We start from the raw sequence: 19297 nt of genomic DNA, 5'->3' as shown, positions 1-19297 counted from the left end.
AGGCGGGCAGAAAAGCTACGGGATCGGTACGAACCCAGCTCCTACAGCGTTACCAGCATCGATGTGTCGCAGGATTGCGTCGATGTTGGTTCCGACCTGAGGGCCGAAGCACGCGACGCCGAGGTATGCATTGACCATGCCGACCAGAGTGGAGCCGACGACGACCGGGCTACCCGAATCACCTTCGACGACGCACAACTGCGACCACGTCTCCTGCGACTGCAGGATGTCGCCGTACGCGACACCACAGGTGTTGCCGGTGGTGCGGCCTTCCTTGCACACGATGTTCGGGAACGTCGCGGGCGGACCGATCTGCGAGATGGTCACGTTCCCGATGCGGTTGACCGGAATGACCTTTGCCCGATCGAACTCGATGACTGCGTAGTCGTACTCCGGGTTGGAGAACGCGATGCGTCCGACGACTCCAGCCGACGGGTCGTACTCCGGCACGACAGTTGCCCCTGCGCCACCACAATGACCAGCGGTGAGACCGACGAGGCGGCCTTCACGGTCGTTGCCGATGGTCGTCAGAGTGCACTCGGCAGCGTTGTTCACGATGATTCCGGAACCACCCCCCAGTACCGCCGGAGCCGCAGCAGATGCGGTCCCGACGCCGAAGCTTGCAGCAAGAGCGGCTGCCGCCACGGCGACGAGCATGAACTTCTTCAACATGTATTCCCTCTCCAGCGGTGTCCGCAGAACCCTAGCAACAAGTACCACCAATGGACGAGTGCGTGCCGATTCGTGTCCGTTTCGTACGATGAGACGCAGTCAGCGTTCGGACTCCAACGCCGCCAAAGTCGACCGCGCCTCCTCGAGTTGACGACTCAACTCGGCCACTCGCGATGCAGCTTCTTCCCTGGCATGGGAAATGACTGCTTCCACGGCGTCGCGGGCTGAATCGTCGCCCAGTTCCCGAACCGCCCGAGAAACCGATTCCGGCGAGACAGGTTGCGCCTTGCCCGGCCGACGCGCGCCGTGAGTGACCGTCACGGACCAGTCGTTGTCGGCTCCGGCGTGGATGGTGACGCTGACGCTCTCGGGCCCCTTCTTGCCCTTCCGAGTTCCCGACGCTGTCGCCTTCGACGGCGCCGTGCCCGAGACCCCCGAACTCGACACCACCGCCTTGGACGCCACTGCTTTGGACGCCACCGATGTTTTCGGGGCGGACTTGGGAGACGCCGGCTTGGGAGCCGGTTCCGTCCACTCCGCGATGTCCGACTTCGCAGCGGGCTTCGCTACCGATGTCGCCGCCGGCTTCGCCGCTGTCCCACTGGGCGAATTTCGGGTGATACGGAGTTCCTCCGCTTCGAAGGGCAGCTCGTCGTTGACGCCCTTCGGGCTGATGGTCACCGTGGTTCCGTCGATCGAGACGACCTTCGCCGATGTGCCCGCCGGGAGCCCGAGACTGGGCGTCGGCTCGATCAGGTACACGGTGGCCCGGCGGCCTTCGGCGAGGGCGGTGGCCAGCGTCGCGAGATTCTCGCTCGTCAGTGATTCGTTCGCAGTCGATCTTCTACGCGGTGGCATCGGTAGCTGCCCTCTCTCGAAAGTGTTTGCGAATACTGTCCCACACCTGTCACCGACATTCGATCGTGGACGCGGCCCTGCTGTCCCCTAGGGATTTCGAACCACGTGTGCTCGCCACTTCACGAACCTGTCGGGGTCCCGCCGAACCTGCCCGCCAGACGTACGCGGGCTGGCGCCGACTACTGCTGCCGAGACGGCAACCGTGAAACTGACATGTCGACGGCTGCACCCCCGTAACCTGGCCGAGTACCCGCTTGCGGTACTCGAATGGAGGGGTCTCGATGTACCACGTCGATACGGGTGAACAGAAGACAGCCGACGGGCAACAGGTGTACTTGCTCGACGCTACGTCGACACTCGAAATCCAGGCACTGAATCAATGGATCGACTCCATTACCCCCGACGGCGAGCAGCGGCCGCCGTCGGTGGTCCTGTCCGGTGAAGCGGCACACGAGGTCGCCGAAACGGTTCGGGGAATTGCCGAGGATCCACTACTGATCCCGCTTCGCGTGACGCTCTCGGAGAAGAGGCGGGGCGGAATTCTTCGTCGCGCATTTGCGCCCCGCGGGAACTCGCTTCCGACCAAGGCGTGGCAGCGCTGGGTACAGGGCGACGATCCCGATCACTCGGCGGTGCTCGTCGGCGAGCCCGCGACCCTGCACGATCTTGCGAGCCGGTTCGACAAGGCCGGGGGCACGTCCCTGTCCTCGTTCATCCGGCGCCAGGCCACCCTGGCTCTCGATCGGGCGGAGCGCGACGTCATCGGCTCCGAATACAAGATTCCCCGTTTCGTCGTCGAGGACATGACGGAGCAGAAGAAGTTCCACGACGGCATGGCCGACCTCGCAGCTGACGTGGGCGAGGATGTCGCCGAGGTCGAGCGGCGCGTCCACGGCATTCTGAACGAGATGGTCGCGACGGAAACCCGGCGTGCGGTCGAGATGTGGGGGACCCTCGGTGCCTACTTCTCCCGCGCCTACAAGGTCGATGTCGACCGGACCAAGCTGCAGCGGGTCCGCGAGCTCAACAAGAAGCATCCGCTGGTCTTCCTTCCTAACCACCGCTCCTACCTGGACCCGCTCGTGCTGCGACCGGCGCTGCTGACCGAGGGGCTCCCGCTCAACCACGTGATGGGCGGAATCAACGTCGGCTTCTGGCCCCTCGGCCCGATCGCGAAGCGCAGCGGCGTCGTGCTGATCCAACGCAAGTTCTCCGACGAGATCTACAAGTGGACGTTGCGGCAGTACATGAGCTTCCTGCTGAGCAAGCGGTTCAACCTCGAGTGGTATATCGAAGGCGGGCGCAGCCGCACCGGGAAGCTTCGCCCACCGCGCTTCGGTCTGCTGACCTACCTCGTCGACGCGTTGGAGAACAGCGACGCCGACGACGTGTACCTGGTGCCGACCTCCATCACCTATGACCGCCTGTACGAAGTCGGTGCCATGGCCGCCGAATCGCACGGCGCCCAGAAGCAGGCCGAGGGAATTCGCATGGCCTTGGGGTACATCCGCGCGCAGGGCAAACTGCGCGGCAACGTGTACCTGACATTCGGTGAACCGATCTCGGTCAAGTCGATCCTGGCGGAGAACGAGGACAAACGAGTCGCCGTTCAGAAGATCGCCCTCACCGTCTCGCATGCCATCAACAACACGACTCCGGTGACCCCTGCCGCTCTCGTCACGATGGCTCTGCTCGGAATCGAGGACCGCGCGCTGAACGTCCACGAGATGTGGGCGATCATCTCGCCGCTCGCGGAATACATCATCAAACGAGGCCTGCCGACTGCGGGCGGCGTCGACATCAGCGAGGTAGACGTCGTTCGATCGGCGGTCGTCGCGCAGGTCAACGCCGGGGTCGTCAAACGTTTCGACGGCGGGCCCGAACCGGTCTTCTACCTCGCGCAGGACAAACACCTGGTTGCTGCATTCTTCCGCAACAACGCAATCCACTACTTCGTGCTCCGAGCGATCGGTGAGCTCGTCGTGCTGCCGGACGAGGGCCAGACGAGCCCCTCGACGACGGTATCGATGTGGCGCTCTGCGCTGAAGCTTCGCGACCTGCTCAAATTCGAGTTCTTCTTCGGTGACAAGAAGGACTTCGGTGCACGCCTCGAAGCCGAGGTCACCCTCATCGATCCCGAGTGGCGAACCAATCTCGTCGATCCGGAGTACGCAATCAGCACACTGGAGGCACAGGAACTGCACCTGGCACACCGCGTCCTTCAGCCAATTCTGGAGGCGTACCAGGTCGTGGCCGATCAGCTCATGCTGCAACCCATGGACTCGGAGTTCGACAAGCCGACCTTCATCACCCAGTGCCTCGGCGCAGGACAGGCACGGCGCCTTCGTCAACAGCTGGATCACAGCGAAGCGATATCGGGTGAATTGTTCGACACTGCACTGCAATTGGCCGAGAATCGGAACTTGGTCGATCCGGGAAGCGAGAACCTTGCCCAGCGCCGACGCGACTTCGCGCACGAGATCAACGAATGGGCACGGAAGGCCCGTGCGATTCGCGACATGGCACACCGCACTCTCGACGAGGTCGATCCACTGACCGTACCCAGCAGCATCACGGGCACCGACAAACGGGAGGACGACGCCTGATGATCGATCTGGCCCACCAGCTGCAGGCGATCGCCGACGCGCCGACCGGACCCGACACCGTCGCCTACTTCGATCTCGACGGCACGCTGATCAACGGCTTCTCAGCGAAAGCTGTGTTTCTCGAACGCCTCAAGTCCCTCGACGTCACTGTCAACGAGTTGTGGGAGATTTCGAGTGCCGTCGTGGAAATGCGGATGCGCAACTCGCCCGTCGACAATCTCATGGGCAAGGCCGTCAAGGGCCTCGAAGGACGGCGTGAAGACGATCTGATGGAGCAGGCATACACGCTGTTCCGTAACGAGATTGCGCCGATGATCTATCCGCAGGCCCGCATTCTCGTCGAGGCGCACCGGCATGCCGGTCATCGGCTGGTGATCGCGACGTCGGCGACGCCGTATCAGGCGGTTCCGGTCAAGGAAGACCTCATGTTCGACGAACTTCTCTGCACCACACCGGTCGTCGTCGACGGGGTGTTGACCGGGGAACTCGTCGGGAATTCGTTGTGGGGGCCGCGCAAGGCTGCGGCCGTCGCCGATCATGCCGAGCGGGTGGGTGTCGATCTCGCCGGATGCTTCGGGTACTCCAACGGCGGCGAGGACGCTCCGTTCCTGGCCGAGGTCGGACACCCCGTCGCGATGAACGCAGACGATGAATTGACTCGCTACGCTGCAAAGGTCGGTTGGCCGCTACTCAGACTCGAAAATCCAAAGCGTGGAACCGATCTGACATCTGCGGTCCGTAGTACGGCAGCATTGGGATCGGTCCTGGCCAGCGCAGGCTTCGGACTCGGCCTCGGCTTGTTGACGAGAAGCCGTCGAACAGGCGCGAACATCACCTCGACGATCGCGCCGGATATCGCGTTGACGATCGCCGGTATCAAGCTCGATGTGACGGGAACCGAGAACGCATGGTCCGCACGTCCCGCCGTGTTTCTGTTCAACCACCAGAGCACCGCGGATTCCATCATCGTCACCTCGATTCTCCGACGTGACATCACTGCTGTGGCCAAACGCGAACTCGAACGGGATCCTCGGTTCGCCCTTCTCGGCAAGATCTTCGACGTCGCCTACATCGATCGCGGAGATCCGGCACAGGCACGCGAAGCGATGAAGCCGGCGATCGAGAAATTGCACTCGGGGATATCGGTCGCCATCGCCCCCGAAGGCACTCGGATGCCGACGCCGCGGCTGGGCCGGTTCAAGAAAGGCGCCTTCCACCTGGCGATGCAAGCAGGGGTTCCGATAGTCCCCATCGTCATCCACAATGCCGGAGACGTGATGTGGAAGAAAGACTTCACCGCGCACTCCGGTACCGTCAAGGTCACCGTCGGAGAGCCGATCTCCACCGAGGGCTGGGTTTCCGAAAAGATCGACAGCTACATCGACGACGTCCGATCCTTTTACGACAGAACGCTGGGATATGCCTGAAGATCAGATCCATTCGGTTGTGCAAGCGGAGATCGAGAAGAATCTCCTGGGAGGGACACCCAAGTACACCCGTGAAGACATCGTCGAGAAGTCGGGGATCGCTCCGGAGCGGGTAGTGCGGCTGTGGATCGCGATGGGCTTTCCGGTGCACACCGATCCCGATGCGGTCGTGTACACCGACGCCGACCTCGACGCGCTACGCATGATCACCGGCCTGACCGAGCAGAACGTGATTCGCTCGGACATGGAGGTGGCCATCGCCCGAACGCTGGGCCAGACGATGTCACGCCTCACCGAGTGGCAGGTCGGGGTGGTGAACAGTCATATCCACGATCGAGTGACCGAGGGTGCCGATCCGGCCGATCTCGACGCCATCCGTCGGGACGCCAGAGAGGTTGCGGCGCAGACAGTGCCGACCCTCGAAGCACTGCAGTCCTACACCTGGAGACGGCACCTCGCAGCCACGGCCGGACGATCCATCGCCGATCCGGGGGACGAGACCACCAGCCGGACGCTGGCAGTGGGATTCGCCGACATGGTCGGCTACACCAGCCTCACCCGCAGGCTTGCGATCGAGGAACTCACCGAGCTACTCGAGGAGTTCGAGTCCGTGGCATCCGACATCATCGCGCGCGGGCGTGGTTCGGTCATCAAGAACGTCGGTGACGAAGTCATGTTCAGCGCACAGACACCCGAGGACGCCGCACACATCGGTTTGGATCTGCAGGACGCGTTCGCGGCCAAGGAGGACATGCCGGAGTTGCGTGTCGGGATCGCGTGGGGGCCGGTCCTCGCACGATACGGCGATCTGTACGGCTCGGTGGTCAATATGGCTGCACGACTGACCAGTTCGGCCCACCCTGGAACCGTACTGTTGGACGCCACGATGTCCGAGGCACTGCGCGACGATTCCGAGTTCTATCTCAAGTCGCTCAGGTCACTCCGGGTCCGCGGATTCCACAAGCTGAAACCGTATGCCCTGCGCCGCAACAAGCGGGATCAGCAGTCCCGGTCCAAGGACGAGTAGAACTCCACGTGGCGGCGCGCAGATTCGTCCCACGTGAGACTGCGGGCGAGCGCTCTACCTACCTCCGCGTCGTGCCCCGAGTCGATCGCCTCGGCCAGCTTTTCGGCCATCGACTTCGGCTCGGCGGCGTATACAACTGCACTGGAGAATACTTCACGCAACACCGGTAGATCCCGCGCGACGACGGGCGTCCCCGCCGCGAGTGCCTCCATCGCGGCCAGCCCGAATCCTTCCTTCGTCGAGAAGAACGGCAGTACGGACGCTTGCGCTACGAGAAATGGCAACTGATCGTTGTCGACGGTGCCGAGGACGATCGGCTCGATGCCGAGTTCTGCTGCACGTGAATCGAATTCCGCGCGATAGGTGCGGTAGTCGAACAACGTCTCACCACCCGCGAACACGAGAGACAATTCGGGACGCTTCAGTAGCGCGAACGCTTCGAGGAGATCCAACGAACCCTTGCGCGGCTCGATACCCCCGACCGCCAACACATAGCGCCCGAGCTGGTCCCGCCACTGCGAATCCCCTGATGCAGCAGCCTGTTCGAACCTCGCCGACTCGACCCCGTTCGGGATCACCGTCGGGAAGAACCCCCAACCCTGGCGCACCTCCTCCGCCACCGCATCCGACACACAGATACGCGCGTACGGTTCGGTGATGGCCCGTTCGTGACACGCCGCGAGAGCAGGCGTGGTGAATGTGTCCAGATGGTGGATCGTCCGGACGCACCTCCCGACCGCGTTGGCCGAGATGCAGTCCTGAGCGTGCACGATGTCGAAGTCCGCATGCGAGAAGGACTGTCCGAGAACCTCGATCGACCTCAGAATCCGCGCCCCGACACTCTCGTCGTCCCGCGCCTCGAACGGCACCATCGAGACGGTGACCGATGGATCTACCGGGCGGAAGAACGCACTGTCCCCACCTCGACCGAGGGAGACGACGGTGACATCCGCGCCGGCCCGAGCCAGCGCCTCCGCCAAATGCAACGTATGCACCACCCCGCCCCTCGGCTTGGACGAATATGTCAGCAGTGCTATTCGGGTCATTCCGCTTCGCTGCACTCCTGGTGCAATTTTCACTACGACCCCTTCTCGTCCAGAAGGTTCGGATAGGTGTCCACGCGGCGCTCTTCGAGGTGATACAGCACGCGCCTGGCGCGGTCCACCTCGGCATCGACGTCGATGTCGCACACCGCGAGTCCGCCCTTGGCCCAGGTTTTCGCCAGGACGTCACCGCCGGGTCCGACTATCTTCGCCTGGCCGAGGAACCGCAGCGAGCCCATGACCCCGGTCTGGTTGGACGAGACCAGCACCACCTGGTTCTCCGCGGCTCGGGCGGCATCGTAGAGATCGAACAACCTGGACTGACGATCGTTCGACAGATTCGATGCCCGGTCCGTGACGCTGGCCGGCCACGCCGACAGCGCCGCGATGATGCGAGCACCGTCCAGGGCAAGCGTCCGTGCCGATTCGGGAAAGGTCTTGTCGTAGTCGATCAGCATCCCCATGCGGCCCACCGGAGTATCGAAGGCGTCGAACCGATTTCCCGCCGCGTATGCCAGCGACTCCCCGAGAGGTTGATGGACCTTGCGGTGGCTTCCCAGAACCCCGTCGCCGCTCACGCAGGCAGCTGCGTTGTAGCGCAGTCCGTCCTTCAGCTCTGTGTAGCCGATACAGACGGTCAGCTCGCCTGCAGCAGCGATGATCGCGGCCAGTTCGGGGCCGTCTATGTCGAGGGGCGGCGGCAGCTCGGACACGTCGGGATTGCGAAGACTGTCGATGTACCCACCCAGGGAGGCGTCCGGCAGCACGAGGAGGTCGAGACCATCGCGTCGAGCGCTCCCGATGATCGTGGTGATCTTGAGTATCGCACGATCGATATCACGACCGAAATGTGCTGCCAGAGCGCCTATCCGAATGGGTGCCACGCCTAGACCACTACCCGTTGCGGCTGCGCCGCGCTGATCTCCAAACCGATCTGCTCGGCGAGGAATTCAGCGTCGCGAGCAACGGAGGCGAAACGACCCGAACCCCACGTGTGCTGCCACGGGAGCCCGAGGAAGTAGAGCCCGGACACCGAGGTGACGCCGCGATTGTGCGTCGGATGACCCTCACCGTCGAAGGCACCGACCTTCAGCCACGAATAGTCGGTGCGGAATCCGACCGACCAGACCACGGCTGCAATGTCGGCGGCTGCGAGATCGAGTTCGGTGGTCTCGACCTCGGGCCTCCACACCGGTACGTATCGTTCCTCGGTCGGCGCGGTGATCCCCTCACGCGCGATGTAGGCGTCGATGTTGTCCTTGATGGACTCGGCGACCGCATCGGCTGCATCGAGGGATGCCTCCAGCGTGGGCGCGAACTGCAGAACACCGTCCTCGACGCCCAGCAGGCGTCCGTACAGCCGCATACCTTCGGTAGCAAATACGCGCAGGTCGATGTCACGCCCACCGTCGCGACCTGTCACGTAGTGGTTCGTGTTCTCGCGTTTTCCGACGCCACCGGGTTGATCCTCGATGGAGACATCGTAGACACCCATGTCGTGCAGCCACGCGACACAGTCACGGCCTCGATAGAACCGCGCGACGCGGGGAGCGGTACCTGCGACCAAATGAACGCTCCTTCCTTCGACATGCAGATCCTCGGCGATCTGAGCGCCCGACTGCCCGGTGCCGACGACGAGGACCTCACCGCTGGGGAATTGATGCGACCCGCGGTACTGCGACGAGTGGATCTGCAGAACGTCCTTGGGAAGCTTCTCGGCGAACCGCGGAATCGTCGGAATGTGATAGCCGCCGACCGCCACGACGATCTGATCTGCATGCATCGGACCTGCCGTGGTCTCGAGGTCGAAGCCGCCCTCGGTGCCTTGGAGGGCATTGGTGACCGAAACATGCTCGCGGACCGGCGCATCGAAGCTCCCCGCGTACCGCCGCACGAAGTCGTAGACCTCGTCGCGTTTCATGAATCCGTCGGGATCGTCGCCGTCGTAGGAGAAACCGGGCAACGCGCACTGCCAGTTCGGCGTCACGAGTGTGAAGTTGTCCCAGCGGGAGTCCTTCCACTCGTGCGCGATCGTGTCGGCCTCGAGTACGACGTGTTCGATACCTCGCTGCGTCAGGTGCCAACTGATCGACAGCCCCGCCTGGCCACCGCCGATCACGACAACCACATGATTCTCGGTCATAGCAGCTCGGCTCCCGACATACTCAGCACACGAACGACACCGGACTTCTGCGAGGCGCTGCGGTATGCCGCGCTGGCGTCGTGAATTTCTTCCATCTGTTGCGCGGCGGAGGTGCACCGCATCCCGAACTTCGCCAGCACCCGATCGCTGGCGACCGTCAACGCTTCCGACGTCAACTTCACGAACTCGTCGACCGAGTAGTCGACGCCCGTCTCCAGGTAGTCGTGCATGACCAGAGATGGTGAATAGCAGGACTGTTCGCGTCCATCGGGCCACCGTACTTCGAATCGCATCTCAGGCATGGATCGGCTCCCAGCTCGTCGCACGGGTAATCGTCTTGTACACCGACGGCCGGCGGTCACGCAGGTTGTACATTCCGCCTCCGCGTGCCGCACCGATCAGATCTTCGACATCCACTGTTGCCGTTGCCAACCCGGGTTCGACGCCGGTGCCCGCGAGAATCTCCCCGCCCGGTCCGACGATCTTCGCGCTGCACACGAACCGAAGCGACCCGAAGGTTCCGGCCTGATTGGCCGCCACCCAGACGACTTGATTCTCCAGTGCACGCGCACGATCGTAGATGTCGAATCGCTGCTTCCAGCGATCGTCTTCCATGTTCTCGACGGTCGCGGTCCGCGCGGTGGGCCAGGCCGAGATCGACGTGATGATCTCGGCCCCGTCGAGTGCGAGTTCGCGTGCAGCTTCGGGGAAGCCCTTGTCGTAGCAGATCTGCATTCCCATTCTGCCGACCGGTGTGTCGAACGCTTCGTACGTGTCACCCGCGTCGTAGCAGAGGTTCTCCCCGAGCGGCTGATGCACTTTGCGATACGAGCCCAGAATTCCGCCGCCGTGTAGCGTGACGGCCGCGTTGTAACGGGTGTCACCGTCCTTCTCGCAGAATCCGAGTGTGATGACGGTGTCGCCTGCCATGTCGATGACTCGCTTCAGCTCCGGACCGTCGAGCTCCAGTGCGGGCGGCAGGCTGTCGAGCCTGCGCTGCCGAGCTTCCGCGGACTCGTCCCCGCCGCCGAGGCTCGGCAGGTAGCCACCGAGGCATGCCTCCGGCAGCACCAGCAGTTGGCTGCCGCGGTTTCGTGCCTCCTCGAGCAACGCAGCTATCGTGTTGTATCCCTGTTCCATGTCGCGGCCGAATTCGGCTGCAGCAACGGAAATGGTGACGGCGTTCATGCTTCTCCCAATCCGGTCACGGTAGTGGTTACCGCGCTCGTGGTTATTCCGTCGGGCCACCGTAGTGCGACGCCCGGAATGTCGGTAAGTTCTCCGCATCGTGCGGATACTGCAGGCCCCGATCGAGCGAGTTGCGCATCGGGACGGTCCGCGGTGATCATCGCGAACCCTGGAAAACACGTGATCCATTCACCCATGGACGAGGCGTCGGGTTTCGGTACGGCAGCCACGTCGAGGACGGCTCCGGTACCGCACGCCTCGGCGAGCATCCCGACGGTTCCAGCAAGACCTGCCATCGACACGTCCTTGGCAGCTCTCGGTGCGGTACGAGCGACGAAGGATGCCAGGACGGACAACTCCTCCGAGTTCCGACGCGACGACGAATCCCATTGCTGCCCCCGATAACCCCGTCGCCATCCGCCCTCCACATCGGCGGTCAGGGTCAGGATGTCGCCCGCCGAAGCGCCGCCCGCCCGCACCGGATGCGTCGTACTACCGAGGGCGGTGACCGACAGCGACGACGGCACACCGACCTGCGTGTGGCCACCGAGCACCGGCACCTGCCATGCCGCCGACGCGTTGGCGAGTCCTCTGATGATGCGGGTGAGCCGCGACTGCGTAGGCGCACCGACCGAGTCGAGCATTCCGACGGCGTGTGCACCCATGGCCGAGAGATCGTTGAGATTGACCAACGCCGCGCACCACCCTGCCCACTCGGGGTCGCGGTCGACCATCGACGGGATGATGGCGTCGCACGCTGCGATGATGTCACTTCCCGGCACCGGAACTCCGTCGTCACCGCGGAATCCTCTGGCGCCGAGCCCGAGTGGCTGAGCTTTCAGTGGTGCAAGTACGCCCGCCAGCAGCGCTTTGGTCGAGGACACCAGCCGCTCGATCCGGTCGATGGGCCAGTGCATCGCCGCGTGCGGTGCGCCGTGCACGTCGATGTCTGCGCGCCTGATCCATCCGAGTGCGGTGAACAACTCTTCGTTGGCCTTCTGCACGGCCGCATCGAAGCGGAGAACTCCGTTGCTCTCGGCGTGCGCGCACGCAGCCCGCACCAATGCCGGGCCGACCCCGGCCGCACGAGCCGACGCGGACACGACCAATCTGCTCCCCGCCCACCACCCGATATCCGGTGCGGTACAGGGCGCCAGGCGAACACCGCCGAGCACCGTCCCGTCGGGTGCGGTTGCGATGAGCACCACGGCGCGGGGATCGTCGTCGACGTCGTCGTGGTCGGATCCGGCGAAGAGTCCTTGCTCGGCGACGAAGATGTCGCGTCGCAGCCGCCGGTATGCGTCGAGTTGCCCTGAATCCGTGGAGGGTTGGATCAGAAGTTTCGCCGGTTCGGTGGAACTGACGGTGCCGGACAACCCGGCGAGATCGGCTACATCCGTTGCGTACATCAGCCACCCGCATTCTGGAGGACGCTGCATGCTCCGCATGCGGCGCAGCCGGCTTTCTGATCGGCACCGAGCATCGAGGCCGCCTGGAGTTCCTTGGCGACTCGTCGGGTGACGCTCTCGAGCACATCACGATTCGGGGCTACTGCGTGGTCGACGTCGACCGCAAGTGTTCCACCCAACGGACGGAACGGGACGACGAACGGGTACACCCCCATGTCGATCAGTTCCACTGCACCCGAGACCAATTCGTCGGGATCCTCACCGAGGCCGACCAGAATGTAGGTCGAGACCTGGTTGCGTCCGAACACTCTGACCGCTTCGGTCCACGCCGCCCGATATTCGTCCATGGATACCGAAGCCTTACCCGGCATCCATCTCCGGCGCACATCGTCGTCGAGCGATTCGACGTGGATTCCGATGGATTCTGCACCAGCCTCGTGCAGGTCGGTGATGGTCTGCAAGTCTCCGGGCGGCTCGCACTGGACCTGAATCGGTAGATCCGGGACCACTGCCTTGATCGCTTTCACACAGCGCGCGAGGTGTCTCGCGCCGCGATCCTTCGCCGCCGACGTACCCGTTGTCATGACCATCTGGGTGACGCCGTCGAGCCGCACCGCAGCCTCGGCGACCTCGGCCAACTGTGCGGGCGTCTTGACGGCGATGGTGTCCCCCGCCTCCAGCGAGGCTTCGATGGAACAGAAGCGGCATCGCTTGTCCTCGTCGTAGCGGATGCAGGTCTGGACCACGGTCGTGGCGAGGACGCTGGATCCGTGAAGCTTCGCGATCTTCTCGTAGGCGATACCGTCGGAAGTGGTGAGATCGTAGAATTTCGGCCGCTCGATGGCCTGCACGTCGAGTCCGGTGTCGGTGCCGTCGAACAGGATCCGACCTTCTTCGAGAACGAAGGGGCTAAGGGGATTACGAGGGATGGCTGCGCCGATGCCATCGATGCGAACATGCCCGTCGTCGCTGGGCCCGGCGCCGGCCGTTCTGTTGACCGGTGGCGTTCCTCGGACTCCGAGCAACGCCAGGTCTACACGCGTACTGACCGACATGGCTTCTCTCCTAGACCATGTAGGTCGAGTTGATGATCGCGCCCTTGCGGGCGTAGTGAATGAGAGCGTCCTGAACGTCCAGCGGATGCGCCGGGATGACACCCTCGATCAAGTCCTCTTCGCGACCTCCGTGCAGCGCGAGCCCGAAGCGGCAGCAGAACACGGTGCCACCCTCGCCGATGAACGTCGCGAGCGAGTCGTTGATGTTCTGCTCACCCGGGAATCCGGAGTCGCCGGTCGTCGGAAATCCTCGGGTGGCAAGGCAATTGATTGCTCCTGGCCCGTAGAAGTACATCGCCGACTCGAAGCCTTTGCGCAGCGCACGGGTGGCTTGCAGTACGGCCACGAAGCTCACCGAGGACTCGTGCGCGATGCCGTGGACGAGGGTGAAGTAGCTTTCGCCGTTCTCCGCCTTGTAGTCCGGAAAGATCTTCGTGGATCCGTAGATGTTGCTGCCCTTGGGTAGTGAGGGGTGCGGGATCTCTCCGAGGGACTTGGCGATGTTCTCGGCGATGGCGTTGTCGATATCGGACACTGATGCTCCTGTGGTCGGAATGGCACTGGATGAGAAAGTTGCCGTTCGGTTGGTGGCAATCGATGGGTGGGCAATCGTTGGCCACCGGTGAGAGAAGAATTCAAGCCGGAGATGGACTTCGGCCATGTGACTAGTACAGGCGGCATCCATTTCCGATTGGTCACCTACGGAATAACGCACTGTTTCGAAGGCCTCACAGAGTTGATGCGATGCAGCACCGATACGCTGGGGGTCGTTCGCACGCCCGCACAACCAAGAGGATTCGATGATCGGCGCCGTTACCGGCCTGCTGTACGTGATGTCACTCGTCGTCGGCGTGTGGGTTCTCGTCAAGCTCGCCCGGAACAACCCGGTGTTGCTGAAGAACAAGTCGGACCGCGCGTTGTTCTGGACCATCTCGGCCACCGAGGCCGTCGTGCTGGTGCAAGCGATCGTCGGATTCGTCATGATGTTCACCAGTGACCGCGACATCCATCGGCTCACGTTCGGCGCATACCTGATCGGGCTGCTGCTCCTGTTGCCGATCGGCACCTGGTGGTCGCTGGGTGATCGATCCCGCGGAGGCACGGCCGTTCTGCTCGTCGCCGTCGTCACCCTCGCAGCCATGGTGCTGCGCCTCAGCCAGATATGGGCGGGATATGCCTGATCGTTCCGATGCTCTGAAGAATGCAACCCGCACCGGATTCGGGAGGTTCCTGATCGCGGTCTACGCGGTGTTCGCAGTAGCGGCCACGTCGCGGTCGATCGTGCAGTTGACGACGCGATTCGACGTCGCACCGTTTGCCTACATCCTGTCGGCGGTCGCCGCCGTGGTCTACATAGTCGCGACGGTCGGTCTCGCGCGCGCCACCGAAGCCTCGCGCCGGGTCGTGACCATCTCCTGCGTGATCGAACTCGTCGGTGTGCTCGCTATCGGCGCTCTGAGCTACATCCAGCCCGAGGACTTCCCGGACGCGACGGTGTGGTCCCACTTCGGCCAGGGCTACGTGTTCATCCCGGTGGTGCTCCCGATCGCCGGGCTGTGGTGGTTGCGCCGAACACGACAGGCGGCGTAGACAGGGCCCTTGGTGGGGACCCAGCGGCGGGAAGGGCTGGAGGCCCGATCGGTTCCCAAGAACTACTCCAGCGCCGCCAGGTTCGCCACCGACTGCTTGACGTCGGTGTCGAGGGCACGCGCGACGACTGTGCCGACGGGGCCGAAGAGGACACCGCCACCGAAGTAGGCGTCGAGTGTCAGTTCGGATCCCTCGGGGTGCTCTTTCACGTGGATGGTCAGCGAGATCTTGACGCCCCCCTTGCCCTTGCCCGACATCTCGATGAGCTTGGGTTCCTGGAACTCCGTGAAGGTCCACTTGATCGTGTTCCTGAAGCCCTTGACCTTGACGAGGGACTCGACCTTGGTGCCCTTGTTCAGTTCCTTCGGCGGCGGACTGCACCAGCCACCGTGGATCGTCATCCATTCGTCGAACCGATCGAGCGCCGACGCCTTGTCCCACGCACCCTGCGGATTTTCGGGCATTTCCACCGACACACTGATCTTTGCCATTCTTCGAGCTTGGCACAGGTTCAGCGCGGCAGCCGACGCGGACCGTTAGCCTTGGGCAATGGCGTCGCTCGACATCGCGGGGCGAAAAGTCTCGGTGACCAACCTGGACAAGGTGCTGTTTCCTGAGACCGGGACCACCAAGAGTCAGATCATCGAGTACTACACGGCTATCGCGCCGGCGATGCTCCCCCACATGGCGGGCCGGGCAGTGACCCGTAAACGCTGGCCGAACGGCGTCGACCGATCGTCGTTCTTCGAGAAGAACTTGGCGACCTCGGCGCCGGAGTGGCTCGACCGTCGGGACATGCAGCATTCCGATCGAGTGGTGACGTACCCGCTGTTCTCGACGGCTGCGGATCTGGCGTGGCTCGGTCAGCAGGCAGCCATCGAGGCGCACGTTCCGCAGTGGCGCTTCGACGGAAACACACCGGGCCCGGCGACGCGGATGGTGTTCGACCTCGACCCAGGCGACGACGTCGACCTCGGTCGGTGCGCCGAGGTAGCGTGCGAGATCAGGGACATGATCGCCGAGATCGGGTTCACCGCGTTTCCGGTCACGAGTGGAAGCAAGGGCATCCACCTCTACGTTCCGTTGGAGAAACCGCTGACCCCTTCCGGGGCGTCGACCGTCGCCAAGCAGGTGGCGACGCTACTCGAAGAACGGTCACCCGACCGCGTCACCGCGACGATGGCCAAAGCGAAGCGCACCGGAAGGGTGTTCGTCGACTGGTCGCAGAACAACGGTAAGAAGACGACGGTCGCGCCGTACTCGATGCGCGGGCGATCCACGCCGACCGTCGCTGCCCCTCGTTCCTGGGACGAACTGGAATCGTCCGGCCTCGAACAGCTGAGGTTCGAGGAGGTGCTGCAACGCTTCCACGACGACGGTGACCTTCTCGCCGAGTTGGATCCGCCCCTCGACGAGCACGCCCCCGATGCACCGCCCGTGCCCGACAAGCTCGCCACCTACCGCAGCAAGCGAAGCCCGAAGAAGACGTCCGAGCCGATTCCCGTTGGCGCCGAACCGCGCGGCAACGACGACACCTTCGTCATCCAGGAACACCACGCCCGACGGCTGCACTACGACTTTCGACTCGAACACGACGGCGTCCTCGTGTCCTGGGCGGTCCCGAAGAACATTCCCGACGACCCAGGCCAGAATCGTCTCGCCGTCCACACCGAGGACCACCCGCTCGAGTACGCGACGTTCGAGGGCAGCATTCCCAAGGGTGAGTACGGCGGCGGCGAGGTGTCCATCTGGGACTCGGGTACCTACGAACTCGAGAAATGGCGCGAGGACGAAGTCATCGTGGTCCTGCACGGCGTAAAAGCACGTGGCCGGTTTGCGTTGATCAAGACCAAGGGCAATCAGTGGCTGATGCACCTGATGAAGGACAGGCCCGCGAGCGAACTCCCGAAGAGCATTCTGCCGATGCTGGCCACGGCGGGTGACATCACCGATCTGCCCGACGGCGACTGGGCCTTCGAGGGGAAGTGGGACGGCTTCCGCGTCATCGCCCGATTTGCGCACGGCGCCATGAAGCTGGAGTCGCGATCGGGAAATGACCTCACCGAGCGATTCGGTGCTGGATTCTCGAACCTCGCCGAGGACCTGCGCGAACACGAGGCCGTTCTCGACGGTGAAGCGGTGGTCTTCGACGCCGATGGAATCACCAGTTTCGAGATGTTGCAGAGCAGCACGGGCAGGGACGTCCGCTTCGTCGCGTTCGATCTGCTCTACCTGAACGGCACGTCACTGCTGAAGAAGAAGTACTCCGACCGACGCCGACTTCTGGAACTACTCACCACCGGCCTGGACTCGGTCCTCGTCCCGGAAGCGTTGACCGGCTCCGCACAGGACGCGCTCGCGAGCAGCGTCGAACGCGGGTGGGAGGGAGTGGTCGCCAAGCGCGTCGACTCCATCTATCAACCCGGCAAACGGGCAAGAACGTGGATCAAGACGAAGAACTGGCGCACGCAGGAAGTCGTCATCGGCGGCTGGCGACGCGGCCGTGGACGCCGAGGAGGGGGTATGGGCTCGTTGCTGGTCGGTGTCCCGGAACAGAGTGGTGTCCCGGAACGGAGTGGTGTCCCGGAACAGAGTGGTGTCCCGGAACAAGGCTCACTTCGGTACCTCGGCCGAGTGGGCACAGGTTTCACCGACCGTGCCCTCGACGCGTTGGCGGAGCTGCTGGCTCCGCTCGAATGCGAGGAATCGCCGTTCACCGACAGACTCCCGACGGCCGATCGCAAAGATGCAGTGTGGGTCACACCATCGCTGGTCGGCGAGGTCCGTTTCAGCGAGTGGACCGACTCGATGCACCTGCGGCACCCGAGCTGGCGTGGCCTCCGTGATGACAAACAACCTCGCGACGTCGTTCTCGAGAGCAATACCTAGCCCACTGGCCACAAGTAGTTCGGATGCCATAAAATCCAGCCCTGAGCACCCTTCGGGCATCATTTCCGGGGAAAGCGTAACGAGCAGGTCCGTTTTTTCTATATCGTTTTCGGTGGGGTATGGAGAGGCGAGCTTGCGCTCGGCAATCACAGTCTTTTCGGGAGGGAATCCAACGCTATGCGCGCATTCAAACTGGTCGGGGCTGCCGTCATGGCAGGCGCGATCGCCTGTTCTGCGGTGATCGCAGCGGGGCCAGCAGCAGCGAATCCGTTGGAGCCGACGCCGATTGCCGACGTCTTCTATGCACCGGTACCGGACCTCGAAGCCAAGAACCCCGGTGACATCATCTCGAGCCGTCCGATGCCCCCTCCTGCGGGATTCGTCGACGTCGATGTCTGGCAGCTCCGGTTCCGCTCGACCAACTCCGCCGGCGAACCCATCGCGGCGATCAACACGGTGATCGCCCCCAAGAACAAGGCCCCGAACGGGCCAGTGCTGTCGTACCAGCACATCATCAATGCACTCGGCCTCGAGTGTGCACCGTCGCAGGCTCTGTGGACGCAGGATCCGAATGTGGTGATCCGCGAGGCGCCCGCTCTCAACGGGGCGCTGCAGCGTGGGTGGACGGTCGTGATCGCCGATCATCTCGGCCCCAACAGTGCATACGGTGCCGCGAAGTTGGGCGGACAGATCGTCCTCGACAGCATTCGCGCGACCCAACGTTTCGACCCACTTCAGGTTCAACAGAGTCCGGTGGCATTGGCCGGCTATTCCGGCGGTGGCATGGCGACGGCATGGGCCGCAGCGCTGCAGAACGAGTACGCCCCCGAACTGAACATCGTGGGTAGCGCGGCGGGCGGTGCACCGATGAACCTCGAGCGCATGGCCCGCGATCTCGGCTTCAGCCCGCACCCGGCGTTCGGTCTTGCGTTCGCCGCTGCCCTGGGACTCGAGCGTGAGTACCCGACGAGGATTCCGATCAGCCAGCAGCTCAACCCACTCGGCCAGCAGATGGCAGCGCAGCTGCAGAACGCCTGCACCAACGACATCCTTGCGGTCGGTGCCGGCAAGAGCGCGATGATGGTGGCCGGCTCGCTGAACCTCATGGAAAGTCCGGAGATGGTCGCAGCGGTCAACGAGAACAGCGTCGAGCTGTACCCCGGTGTTCCGAAGGCCCCGTTCTTCGAGTGGCACAGCCCGACGGATGTGCTCATCCCCGTCTCGTCGATCACCAACACCATCGGCCGGTACTGCGCGGCGGGAGTTGCGGTCACACAGGTATTGGTACCGAGCAACGATCACCTCACCGCGGCAGTACTCGGCCTACCTCAGGCCCTGGAATGGATCGACGCCCGATTCAAGGGTGTGCCCGCGCCGAGCAACTGCTGAC

18 protein-coding genes are annotated in these 19297 nt (G+C 63.6%); 7 read left to right on the top strand and 11 right to left on the bottom strand.

From position 1 onward, the window contains the following. Positions 1–15: 15 nt before the first annotated feature. Entirely contained in the window at positions 16–672 is a 657-nt protein-coding gene (locus ACODSO_RS01395; RefSeq protein WP_489034463.1) for a chymotrypsin family serine protease, read from the bottom strand. Positions 673–771: 99 nt separating this feature from the next. Continuing rightward, positions 772–1530, bottom strand: a complete 759-nt coding sequence (locus tag ACODSO_RS01390) for a DUF6319 family protein (protein WP_489034462.1) — start codon at positions 1528–1530, stop codon at positions 772–774. Positions 1531–1811: 281 nt separating this feature from the next. Between ACODSO_RS01390 and ACODSO_RS01385 the strand changes: the two genes are divergently transcribed. Genes ACODSO_RS01385 through ACODSO_RS01375 form a run of 3 tightly spaced genes read left to right on the top strand, consistent with a single transcriptional unit; the run spans position 1812 to position 6590 of the window. Continuing rightward, complete coding sequence (locus tag ACODSO_RS01385; RefSeq protein ID WP_489034460.1) at positions 1812–4136, top strand: glycerol-3-phosphate 1-O-acyltransferase; 2325 nt, start codon at positions 1812–1814, stop codon at positions 4134–4136. Continuing rightward, positions 4136–5563: an HAD-IB family hydrolase gene (locus ACODSO_RS01380; RefSeq protein WP_489034459.1), complete on the top strand. Its 1428-nt coding sequence runs from the start codon at positions 4136–4138 to the stop codon at positions 5561–5563. Before ACODSO_RS01385 ends, ACODSO_RS01380 begins: the two co-directional genes overlap by 1 nt. Next, complete coding sequence (locus tag ACODSO_RS01375; RefSeq protein WP_489034458.1) at positions 5556–6590, top strand: adenylate/guanylate cyclase domain-containing protein; 1035 nt, start codon at positions 5556–5558, stop codon at positions 6588–6590. The genes ACODSO_RS01380 and ACODSO_RS01375 overlap by 8 nt, the downstream gene beginning before the upstream one ends. On the opposite strand, the gene ACODSO_RS01370 is transcribed toward ACODSO_RS01375, so the two are convergent. The 8 genes from ACODSO_RS01370 to ACODSO_RS01335 are packed head-to-tail and all read right to left on the bottom strand — an operon-like array spanning position 6563 to position 13963. Then, a complete protein-coding gene (locus ACODSO_RS01370) occupies positions 6563–7636 on the bottom strand; it encodes an MSMEG_0565 family glycosyltransferase (RefSeq protein WP_489034746.1) in 1074 nt (357 codons plus the stop codon). The two genes, ACODSO_RS01375 and ACODSO_RS01370, sit on opposite strands and share 28 nt — an antisense overlap. A 32-nt stretch (positions 7637–7668) precedes the next feature. After that, entirely contained in the window at positions 7669–8517 is an 849-nt protein-coding gene (locus tag ACODSO_RS01365; RefSeq protein ID WP_489034456.1) for a carbon-nitrogen hydrolase family protein, read from the bottom strand. Between the two features lie 2 nt (positions 8518–8519). Next, positions 8520–9776: an MSMEG_0569 family flavin-dependent oxidoreductase gene (locus tag ACODSO_RS01360; protein WP_489034454.1), complete on the bottom strand. Its 1257-nt coding sequence runs from the start codon at positions 9774–9776 to the stop codon at positions 8520–8522. Continuing rightward, on the bottom strand, positions 9773–10078 hold the full coding sequence (locus ACODSO_RS01355) for an MSMEG_0570 family nitrogen starvation response protein (RefSeq protein WP_489034452.1): 306 nt from the start codon (positions 10076–10078) through the stop codon (positions 9773–9775). The genes ACODSO_RS01360 and ACODSO_RS01355 overlap by 4 nt, the downstream gene beginning before the upstream one ends. After that, on the bottom strand, positions 10071–10964 hold the full coding sequence (locus tag ACODSO_RS01350) for a carbon-nitrogen hydrolase family protein (RefSeq protein WP_489034450.1): 894 nt from the start codon (positions 10962–10964) through the stop codon (positions 10071–10073). Before ACODSO_RS01350 ends, ACODSO_RS01355 begins: the two co-directional genes overlap by 8 nt. After that, positions 10961–12412, bottom strand: coding sequence for an MSMEG_0567/sll0787 family protein (locus ACODSO_RS01345; protein WP_489034448.1), 1452 nt, complete (start codon positions 12410–12412; stop codon positions 10961–10963). Before ACODSO_RS01345 ends, ACODSO_RS01350 begins: the two co-directional genes overlap by 4 nt. Next, the gene (locus ACODSO_RS01340) at positions 12373–13428 is read right to left on the bottom strand and encodes an MSMEG_0568 family radical SAM protein (RefSeq protein ID WP_489034446.1); all 1056 of its coding nucleotides are present in this window, start codon (positions 13426–13428) and stop codon (positions 12373–12375) included. Before ACODSO_RS01340 ends, ACODSO_RS01345 begins: the two co-directional genes overlap by 40 nt. Positions 13429–13438: 10 nt before the next feature. After that, a complete protein-coding gene (locus ACODSO_RS01335) occupies positions 13439–13963 on the bottom strand; it encodes an MSMEG_0572/Sll0783 family nitrogen starvation response protein (RefSeq protein ID WP_068371427.1) in 525 nt (174 codons plus the stop codon). 265 nt (positions 13964–14228) lie between these two features. Here ACODSO_RS01335 and ACODSO_RS01330 point away from each other — a divergent pair, with 265 nt between their 5' ends. After that, positions 14229–14609: a hypothetical protein gene (locus ACODSO_RS01330; RefSeq protein ID WP_489034444.1), complete on the top strand. Its 381-nt coding sequence runs from the start codon at positions 14229–14231 to the stop codon at positions 14607–14609. After that, positions 14602–15018 carry a hypothetical protein gene (locus tag ACODSO_RS01325; RefSeq protein ID WP_489034442.1) on the top strand — a complete coding sequence of 139 codons (417 nt, stop codon included), beginning with the start codon at positions 14602–14604 and terminating at the stop codon, positions 15016–15018. The genes ACODSO_RS01330 and ACODSO_RS01325 overlap by 8 nt, the downstream gene beginning before the upstream one ends. Positions 15019–15080: 62 nt before the next feature. Here the strand turns inward: ACODSO_RS01325 and ACODSO_RS01320 are convergent, their stop codons facing one another. Then, positions 15081–15509: a type II toxin-antitoxin system Rv0910 family toxin gene (locus ACODSO_RS01320; protein ID WP_489034440.1), complete on the bottom strand. Its 429-nt coding sequence runs from the start codon at positions 15507–15509 to the stop codon at positions 15081–15083. 58 nt (positions 15510–15567) lie between these two features. On the opposite strand from ACODSO_RS01320, the gene ACODSO_RS01315 reads away from it, so the two are divergent. Continuing rightward, positions 15568–17907, top strand: coding sequence for an ATP-dependent DNA ligase (locus tag ACODSO_RS01315; RefSeq protein WP_489034438.1), 2340 nt, complete (start codon positions 15568–15570; stop codon positions 17905–17907). Between the two features lie 177 nt (positions 17908–18084). Next, positions 18085–19296 (top strand): lipase family protein, encoded by a 1212-nt coding sequence (locus ACODSO_RS01310; RefSeq protein WP_489034436.1) that lies wholly within the window; start codon positions 18085–18087, stop codon positions 19294–19296. The last annotated feature ends 1 nt before the right edge of the window (position 19297 follow it).

The sequence above is a fragment of the Rhodococcus sp. FG69 genome (genome assembly GCF_057808915.1).
This window is presented reverse-complemented; position numbering and strand designations above follow the sequence as displayed.

Excerpts from the sequence above, each read along its gene's own strand:
- ACODSO_RS01395 (WP_489034463.1), bottom strand. The coding sequence starts at position 672 with ATGTTGAAGAAGTTCATGCTCGTCGCCGTGGCGGCAGCCGCTCTTGCT.
- ACODSO_RS01390 (WP_489034462.1), bottom strand. The coding sequence starts at position 1,530 with ATGCCACCGCGTAGAAGATCGACTGCGAACGAATCACTGACGAGCGAG.
- ACODSO_RS01385 (WP_489034460.1), top strand. The coding sequence starts at position 1,812 with ATGTACCACGTCGATACGGGTGAACAGAAGACAGCCGACGGGCAACAG.
- ACODSO_RS01380 (WP_489034459.1), top strand. The coding sequence starts at position 4,136 with ATGATCGATCTGGCCCACCAGCTGCAGGCGATCGCCGACGCGCCGACC.
- ACODSO_RS01375 (WP_489034458.1), top strand. The coding sequence starts at position 5,556 with ATGCCTGAAGATCAGATCCATTCGGTTGTGCAAGCGGAGATCGAGAAG.
- ACODSO_RS01370 (WP_489034746.1), bottom strand. The coding sequence starts at position 7,636 with ATGACCCGAATAGCACTGCTGACATATTCGTCCAAGCCGAGGGGCGGG.
- ACODSO_RS01360 (WP_489034454.1), bottom strand. The coding sequence starts at position 9,776 with ATGACCGAGAATCATGTGGTTGTCGTGATCGGCGGTGGCCAGGCGGGG.
- ACODSO_RS01355 (WP_489034452.1), bottom strand. The coding sequence starts at position 10,078 with ATGCCTGAGATGCGATTCGAAGTACGGTGGCCCGATGGACGCGAACAG.
- ACODSO_RS01350 (WP_489034450.1), bottom strand. The coding sequence starts at position 10,964 with ATGAACGCCGTCACCATTTCCGTTGCTGCAGCCGAATTCGGCCGCGAC.
- ACODSO_RS01345 (WP_489034448.1), bottom strand. The coding sequence starts at position 12,412 with ATGCGGAGCATGCAGCGTCCTCCAGAATGCGGGTGGCTGATGTACGCA.
- ACODSO_RS01340 (WP_489034446.1), bottom strand. The coding sequence starts at position 13,428 with ATGTCGGTCAGTACGCGTGTAGACCTGGCGTTGCTCGGAGTCCGAGGA.
- ACODSO_RS01330 (WP_489034444.1), top strand. The coding sequence starts at position 14,229 with ATGATCGGCGCCGTTACCGGCCTGCTGTACGTGATGTCACTCGTCGTC.
- ACODSO_RS01325 (WP_489034442.1), top strand. The coding sequence starts at position 14,602 with ATGCCTGATCGTTCCGATGCTCTGAAGAATGCAACCCGCACCGGATTC.
- ACODSO_RS01320 (WP_489034440.1), bottom strand. The coding sequence starts at position 15,509 with ATGGCAAAGATCAGTGTGTCGGTGGAAATGCCCGAAAATCCGCAGGGT.
- ACODSO_RS01315 (WP_489034438.1), top strand. The coding sequence starts at position 15,568 with ATGGCGTCGCTCGACATCGCGGGGCGAAAAGTCTCGGTGACCAACCTG.
- ACODSO_RS01310 (WP_489034436.1), top strand. The coding sequence starts at position 18,085 with ATGCGCGCATTCAAACTGGTCGGGGCTGCCGTCATGGCAGGCGCGATC.